Genomic DNA, 7,396 nt, shown 5'->3' on the forward strand with positions numbered 1-7,396 from the left:
GTCGCGGCGGCGGAAACCGACGCGACAGCGGAGACCGACGCGGATCCGGCGCCCCGGGCGGGGCCCGGCGGGGTGGCCGGCCCGGCGACGACCGTAGATCGGAGGGGCGTCCCGGTCAGGAGGCACGCCAAGCGGCCAGGGCCGACGAGCCGCAGCTGCCCGATGACATCGAGGCAGGCGACCTCGACCCAGAGATCCGCCGCGACCTGCGCAGTCTGGACAAGTCCAACGCCGAGTCCGTCGCCAAGCACATGGTGGCGGCCATGTACCTGGTCGACGAGGATCCGCAGCTCGCGCTCGCCCACGGTCGCGCGGCCAAGAACAGGGCCGGGCGCATCGGTGTCGTTCGGGAGACTCTCGGCGTGCTGGCGTACCGCGCCGGCGAATGGTCGGAAGCGCTGAGCGAACTCCGGGCGGCCCGCCGGATCTCCGGCGGGCCGGGCCTGCTGGCGATGATGGCCGATTGCGAACGAGGCCTGGAGAGGCCCCAACGTGCCATCGAACTGGCCCGTGGGGAGGAATCGAGGATGCTCGAGGGGGACGACCTCATCGAACTCCGCATCGTGGAGGCCGGCGCCCGGGTGGACATGGGTCAGCTCGACGCGGCCCTGGTGACTCTCCAGGACGCCGGCCTCGACAAGGACGCCCGCGGCGAATCCGCAGCGCGCCTCGACTACGCCTACGCCGAGGTGTTGCTCGTCGCGGATCGGAAGAGGGAGGCGGCCGACTGGTTCGGTCACGCCGTCACCGCCGACCCCGAGCAGACGACCGATGCGCAGGCGCGTCTCGCGGAGCTCGAGGCGTAGGTCAGTTGAGCACCCTTTCGCTGGCCGCACGGCACGACGCCCTACTCGTCGATCTCGACGGCACTCTCATCCGCGGCAGCCAGCCGATCCCGGGGGCCGCGGAGGCGCTCGCGAACGCGGGGCTCCCCGTGGTCTACGTGACGAACAACGCGAGCCGCTCGCCCAGGGACACCGCCGACCACCTTCGGTCGCTCGGCTTCTCCGCCGGTGCCGACGACGTCATGACCAGCGCGCAGGCCGCGGTGGTGATGGCTGCGGACCATGTCGATCCCGGTGCCAGGGTCCTGGTGGTGGGACACGACAGTTTCCGCGACCTCGCCCGGCAGGCCGGGTACGAGGTCGTCCTGTCCGCCGACGACGATCCGGAGGTCGTCCTGCAGGGACTGTCCCGGGAACTGACCTGGTCGGATCTGGCCGAGGGATGTCTGGCGATCCGTCGGGGTGTGCCCTGGGTCGCGTCCAACGTGGACGCCACGTTGCCCACCGAACGAGGCCTGCTCCCCGGGAACGGGTCCCTGGTCGCCGCCCTCCGTGCGGCGACCGATCGCGAGCCCCTGGTCGCGGGCAAACCGGCCGCCGGCGTGTTGACCGCCGCCGCGGATCTGGTCGGTTCCACCCGCCCGCTGGTCATCGGTGACCGCCTCGATACGGACATCCAGGGTGCGGTCGCCGCCGGGATGCCGTCGCTCATGGTGCTGACCGGCGTCCACGGCGTCGACGATCTCCTGGTCGCGGATCCCGACAGCCGGGCCACCTACCTGGCGGACGATCTCTCCGCACTGTCTGCCTCGGCGGAGGCCAGCCGGATCGACGCCGCAGTGGAGTTGGACGGAACGGTCGAGAACGGTGCCCTGCACCTGACCAGCGCGCCGGAGGCGCTCGATCGGCTCGATCTCGCCCGTGCGGTGGTCAGGCTGGCGTGGCGTCACGAGTCGAAGGCATTCCGGGCGGCCGACGAGGGTCTGCGATCCCGGCTGGCGGGTGCGGGCCTCGGCGTCGGCTAGCGTGTAGGCCGTGACGACCCCCGGACCACAGCCACGCCCCGGGCCCGCGGGCCCCGACACCGACGAACTCCGCTCGACGTTCGACGATCTGCTCGCCGATTCCGTCGGGGGCCAGGGCGCTGGACCGGACGGCTCATCTGTCCGGGACGACCAGGTGGCCGCCCTCGACGCCGCCCACGAGCTCCTCGCGCAGGCGCTGACGGCGCTGGACAGTCGGCGCTGATGGTCGCGAAGCGGATGCGGCTGGACGCCGAACTGGTTCGCCGCAAGATCTGTGACAGTCGGGAACGCGCCCGTGATCTCATCGATTCCGGGCGCGTGATCGTCAACGGGGTGGCAGCCACCAAGCCCGCGACCCAGGTCGAGCCGACCACATCGATCGCGCTCACCGCCTCCGATGAACCGGACTGGGCATCCCGCGGAGCCCACAAACTGGTCGGAGCCCTCGAGGCGTTCTCCGACGTGCCGGTCTCCGGAGCTCGGTGTCTCGACGCAGGCGCGTCGACCGGCGGGTTCACCGATGTCCTGCTCTCGCGTGGCGCCACCCGCGTCGAGGCGGTGGACGTGGGGTACGGACAGTTGGTGTGGCGCCTGCGCAGCGACGAGCGCGTGGGCGTGCACGACAAGACCAACGTCCGCTCCCTGACCCCGGACGACATCGGTGGCCCGGTGGACCTCGTGGTCTCCGACCTGTCGTTCATCTCGCTCGCACTCGTCCTGCCCGCGCTCGCAGCGTGCGTGCGCCCGGGAGGCGACCTGTTGCCGATGGTCAAGCCCCAGTTCGAGGTGGGCCGCGAGCGTGTCGGCCAGGGCGGTGTGGTGCGCGACCCGGCACTGCGGATCGAGGCGGTCACCGGTGTCGCCCGGGCTGCCGCGGCACTCGGACTGGAGCCGCTGGGATGCGTCGCCAGCCCGCTCCCCGGCCCGTCCGGGAACGTCGAGTACTTCCTCCACCTCCGTAAGGTCGGCGCGGGAGAGCGACTCGAGATGAGCGCCGAGGCGCAGCAGGCCATACGGACGGCAGTAGAGGAGGGCCCGCAATGAACGGCACGCCCGGACAGGTGCACTCGCGCAGGATCCTGCTCGTCCCCAACGTCGCCCGGCAGGACATCGTCGCCACCGTCGCCCAGGTGGTCAACGCGTGCGCGACCAGGGGCATCGCGGTACGGATGGTGGAGGGCACCAGCGAGAGCGTCGCCACGGGGGCGGGCGTGGAGGCGGTCCCTGACATCCCCGAGGCCGCCGAAGGGTGTGAACTCGTCCTGGTCCTCGGTGGTGACGGCACGTTCCTGCGCGCCTGCCAGTACGCCAACGCCGCGGACGTGCCGATCCTGGGGGTCAATCTCGGACACATCGGCTTCCTCGCCGAGTCGGAGGTCTCCTCGCTCAGTGGCGTCGTCGAGCAGATCGCGGCGAAGGACTACAGGGTGGTCGAACGGATGACGGTGGAGGCCACCGTCATCCACGGGGACACCGTCCTGGCCCGGGACTGGGCACTCAACGAAGTCAGCATCGAGAAGGTCTCCCGGCAGGGCGTCCTCGAGGCGTCCGTGGAGATCGACGGCCGACCGGTCAGTGACTACGGCTGTGACGGCATGTTGGTCTCCACGCCGACCGGGTCGACCGCCTACGCGTTCTCGGCCGGCGGGCCGATCGTCTGGCCCGAACTCGACGCCATCCTCGTGGTCCCCAACAACGCCCACGCGCTGTTCGCCCGTCCGATGGTCGTGGCACCCTCCTCCAGGGTCGCGGTGGAGACCGGGGTGCATTCCGGCCCGGCAGTGGTGGTGGTGGACGGACGACGCCTCGTCGACGTCCCGCCGGGCAGCCGGGTCGAGGTGGTGCGGGGCGCGCGCCCGGTCAAGTGGGTCCGACTGGACGACTCGCCGTTCACCGACAGACTGGTCACGAAGTTCGAACTGCCCGTCACCGGGTGGCGTGGGCGGTCCGCTGTCCGGCCCCTCACCTAGGGTGGGTGCGTGCTCACGGAACTTCGGATCAGCGGCCTCGGCATCATCGACGAGGCCGTGGCCGATTTCTCGCCCGGGCTGTCGGTGCTCACCGGCGAGACCGGCGCGGGCAAGACGATGGTGGTCACGGGACTGAGGCTCCTGGCCGGAGGGCGCGCGGACCCCGGGCGTGTCCGGCGCGGTGCGGAGAAGGCACTCGTCGAAGGGCGCTTCGACCTGGCCGCGACGGCCACCATGGACACCGCCGACCGACGCGACCTCGACGAGTTGCTCGAGGACACCGACGTCGAACTCGACGAGGACGGCAGTGTCATCGCCGCACGCCGGGTGGGTGCGGACGGCCGTTCGCGTGCCCGGCTCGGGGGGAGGTCTGTCCCCGCCGGGACCCTCGCCCGCTTCTGCGCGCCGGTGCTGGCCGTGCACGGCCAGAACGATCAGCTGCGTCTGCTCCGTCCGGACAGGCAGCGAGACGCCGTCGACGCCCACGGTGGGGACGAGGCGCGGGCGGCCCTCGACGCCTACCGCGACACCTATCGGCTGTGGCGGGACGCCGAGCGTTCACTGGCGGAGCGCACCGGTCGGGCTCGTGAGCTGGCCCGGGAAGCCGACCTGCTGCGGATGGGACTCGAGGAGATCGATGCCCTGGGGCCCGAGCCCGGGGAGGAGGCCGAACTCGACGCCCGCATCCGCCGACTCACCGATTCCGAGGAACTGCGAGAGGTCGCGGGGCAGGCCCACGACGTCCTCGCCGGTGACGGCGAGACCAGCGAGCCGGTGGTGGGTGTCCTCGACCAGTTGAGGCACCGTCTGAACGCTGCCGGTGACCCCGCGCTCGACCCGATCGCCACCAGCATCGGCCAGGCCGTCGCGGCGCTCGGAGATGCCGCGACCGAGCTCGGCCTGTACCTGGCCGAGCTGCCGGTCGACGCGGCGGACCTCGACTCGGCATTGGAACGACGCCACGATCTCAGGGCGTTGACCCGGAGGTACGGCACCGATGTCGACGACGTGCTCGCGTGGGCGGACAGGGCCCGTACGCGGCTCGGTGAGGTCGACACCTCCGACTCCGCCGTCGCCGAACTCCGTTCCACCGTGGAGCGCCTCGCTGCCGAACTCGACGAGCGCGGAGCCACACTGACGCGCATCCGACGCGCCGCCGGGGACGATCTCGCGGAGAGGGTGTCCGCCGAGCTGGCAGAGCTGTCGATGGGCGGGGCCCGGCTCGTGGTCCGGGTCACCCGATCAGGCGAAGGCCTCGACGGCGCCTCGGAGTCGGGTCTCGACGACGTCGAGCTGGCGCTCGACGGGCCGTCAGGCATCGTCCCGCTCGGCCGAGGCGCGTCGGGAGGCGAGCTGTCGAGGGTGATGCTCGCGCTCGAGGTGGTGCTGGCCGAGAGATCCGGGGGAGGGACCCTGGTGTTCGATGAGGTCGACGCGGGAGTGGGCGGCCGGGCGGCGTTGAGCATCGGTAAGCGGCTGGCCAGACTGGCCAGAACCCACCAGGTCATCGCGGTGACCCACCTCGCCCAGGTCGCGGCGTACGCCGACACGCACCTGGTCGTGCACAAGGACACCGGCGCCGGGGGATCGGACGGGGTCGTCTCCGGGGTCACGGCGGTCGCCGACTCCGATCGGGTGACCGAACTCGCCCGGATGCTCGCCGGTATGGAGGACACCGACACAGGTCTGGCACATGCGCGGGAGTTGCTGGAGAAGGCACAACGGGAAAAGTCTCAAGCTCAAGTCGACCGTTAATCCGACACGCCGGGCAGACCTCCCTGGTCACGTGAATCACACGCGTGATACTCGGCGCATGAAGATGTCGGGTCTGCTCAGCCGTCGTTCCACTGACCTCGCCGGTGTCGTGGGCACCGTCCGCCAGATCGAGGTGGGGTCACAGGTCCCCAGGAAGCTCGGCGCCAAGGACGTCGCCGTGCTCGATCTCAACCGCGCGCCCGCCGACACCGCCCGCGCTCTCGTCGACGCCGGGGTGGCGGCAGTGGTGCACGTGCCCCGTCAGGGGGAGGAGATGCTCCCCCGCGCCGCGTTCCGGATCCTCGCCGCGTCGACGATCCCGGTCATCGAGGACGCGGACCTGTCCGGGGTCGCCGACGGGACCCGGGTGCGGATCGACGACGGCGTCGTCTACTCGGTCAAGTCCGAGGACGAGGTCACGAGCGGCCGCGAGGTCGACCCGGCCACACTCCTCGCTGAGGTGGACGCCGCGGAGAGCGGGTACGTCGAGTCGGCGCTGGCGCACCTGGCCAACGCCACCGAGTTCCTCAGCCTCGAGCACCCGCTGCTGCTGGACGGCGAGGGCCTCCCGTCGATCGACGTCGACTTCACCGACCGTCACGTCGTGGTGGTCACCGGTGACGCGGCCGCGCGCGGCCAGCTCGCCGAGCTCAAGCCGTTCATCCGGGAGTACCGACCGCTGCTGGTCGGCGTGGGTGCCGGCGCGGAGTTCCTGCGCTCCGCTCGGCTGACGGCCGACGTCGTCGTCGCGACCCCCACGGACGTGTCCGACGAGGTCCTCACCGACGGCGCCGTCCTGGTGGTGCCCGCCGACCGCGACGGGCGCGCGGAGGGCCTCGAGAGGATCACAGAGCTCGGACTGGGGGCCACGACATTCCCCGCCGCCGCGACCGCGAGGGACATGGCGCTGCTGCTGGCCTACCACGGGGGCGCCGAGATGATCGTGGTGACCGGCGACGACAGGGGGCTCGAGAACGCGTTCCGCGACTCGTCCGCGCCCTCGTCCACGATGGTCGACACGACCGTCTCCTCCCGCTTGGTCCACGCCGACGCCTGCGCGACCCTGTACCGGTCTCGTGGCGCCGGGATCGGACTCGCCCTGGTCGTGCTCGCCGCCCTGATCGCGGTGGCCGCGGTCGTGGTGGCTCGCGACGCCGCCGCGGACCTGCTCATCTGGGCCGTCGAGACCTGGAACTCCTTCGCGCTCTGGGTCCAGGGGCTCTTCCGTTGATCTCCCTGCGTCGCCACGTCCTGACGCTGGTGGCCGTGTTCCTCGCTCTCGCGGTGGGGGTCGTCCTCGGGTCGACGTCCGTGGCGACGTCCATCAGGGACGCGGTGGTCGAGCGTGAGGAGACGACGGCGGCGCGGCTCGAGGCGTCGCAGGACGATCTGGCCGCGGAGCGGCTCGCCGTCGACCGACTCGACTCGCTGGCGGGAGACCTCACCCCGGCCGTCGTGGACGGTCGGCTCGACGGGAGGCCGGTCCTGACGATCGTGGCACCCGGCGCCTCCGACGAGGACGTCTCGGCGGCCCGCGAGGTGATCGACGCGGCCGGCGGGATCGACGCGGGCCGCGTCACCCTGACGGACATGGCCGTCGACCCGGAGGCGGACGCGGAGCTCCAGGCGCTCGTCGCGAACCTGCCCATCGGCACCGCCCCGGCCGCTGATGCGGACCTCGGTACCCAGCTGGGCACGGCGCTCGGTCGCGCGGGGCTGCTGCGCGCCGAGGACGCGGAACCGCACCTCGAGGACGACGACCGGGAGACGGTCCTCACCACCCTCGCGGATGCGGGGATCATCGGCTACGAACCCGGGACCCTTCGGCCCGGACAGCTCGCGTTGGTCGTGACCGGGCCCC

The 7,396-nt window shown here is 71.7% G+C and carries 8 protein-coding genes; all 8 read left to right on the plus strand.

Annotation, left to right across the window (positions count from 1 at the left end; genetic code table 11):
- Positions 1 to 806 (plus strand): tetratricopeptide repeat protein (locus tag G6023_RS05820; protein WP_182634430.1); only part of this gene is annotated, 806 nt, incomplete at its 5' end.
- Positions 807 to 811: 5 nt separating this feature from the next.
- Positions 812 to 1,810 (plus strand): HAD-IIA family hydrolase, encoded by a 999-nt coding sequence (locus tag G6023_RS05825; RefSeq protein ID WP_182634432.1) that lies wholly within the window; start codon positions 812 to 814, stop codon positions 1,808 to 1,810.
- A gap of 10 nt (positions 1,811 to 1,820) precedes the next feature.
- Positions 1,821 to 2,033, plus strand: coding sequence for a hypothetical protein (locus G6023_RS05830; RefSeq protein WP_119191625.1), 213 nt, complete (start codon positions 1,821 to 1,823; stop codon positions 2,031 to 2,033).
- A complete protein-coding gene (locus G6023_RS05835; RefSeq protein ID WP_067715729.1) occupies positions 2,033 to 2,854 on the plus strand; it encodes a TlyA family RNA methyltransferase in 822 nt (273 codons plus the stop codon). The genes G6023_RS05830 and G6023_RS05835 overlap by 1 nt, the downstream gene beginning before the upstream one ends.
- A complete protein-coding gene (locus G6023_RS05840; RefSeq protein WP_182634434.1) occupies positions 2,851 to 3,780 on the plus strand; it encodes an NAD kinase in 930 nt (309 codons plus the stop codon). Before G6023_RS05835 ends, G6023_RS05840 begins: the two co-directional genes overlap by 4 nt.
- 9 nt (positions 3,781 to 3,789) lie before the next feature.
- On the plus strand, positions 3,790 to 5,535 hold the full coding sequence (gene recN / locus G6023_RS05845; RefSeq protein ID WP_182634436.1) for a DNA repair protein RecN: 1,746 nt from the start codon (positions 3,790 to 3,792) through the stop codon (positions 5,533 to 5,535).
- A 58-nt stretch (positions 5,536 to 5,593) separates the two neighbouring features.
- Positions 5,594 to 6,766 carry a putative cytokinetic ring protein SteA gene (steA, locus tag G6023_RS05850; RefSeq protein ID WP_069390224.1) on the plus strand — a complete coding sequence of 391 codons (1,173 nt, stop codon included), beginning with the start codon at positions 5,594 to 5,596 and terminating at the stop codon, positions 6,764 to 6,766.
- On the plus strand, positions 6,763 to 7,396 hold a 634-nt coding region (locus tag G6023_RS05855; RefSeq protein WP_241727711.1), incomplete at its 3' end, for a copper transporter. The genes steA and G6023_RS05855, both read left to right, overlap by 4 nt.

Origin of the sequence: Dietzia sp. DQ11-71 (assembly GCF_014144995.1) — a bacterium.
GTDB classification, from domain to species: Bacteria; Actinomycetota; Actinomycetes; order Mycobacteriales; family Mycobacteriaceae; genus Dietzia; species Dietzia kunjamensis.

What these genes read in the sequence shown, in the direction of transcription:
- G6023_RS05835 (WP_067715729.1), top strand. Translation starts at nt 2,033, where the DNA reads ATGGTCGCGAAGCGGATGCGGCTGGACGCCGAACTGGTTCGCCGCAAG.
- G6023_RS05840 (WP_182634434.1), top strand. Translation starts at nt 2,851, where the DNA reads ATGAACGGCACGCCCGGACAGGTGCACTCGCGCAGGATCCTGCTCGTC.
- steA (WP_069390224.1), top strand. Translation starts at nt 5,594, where the DNA reads ATGAAGATGTCGGGTCTGCTCAGCCGTCGTTCCACTGACCTCGCCGGT.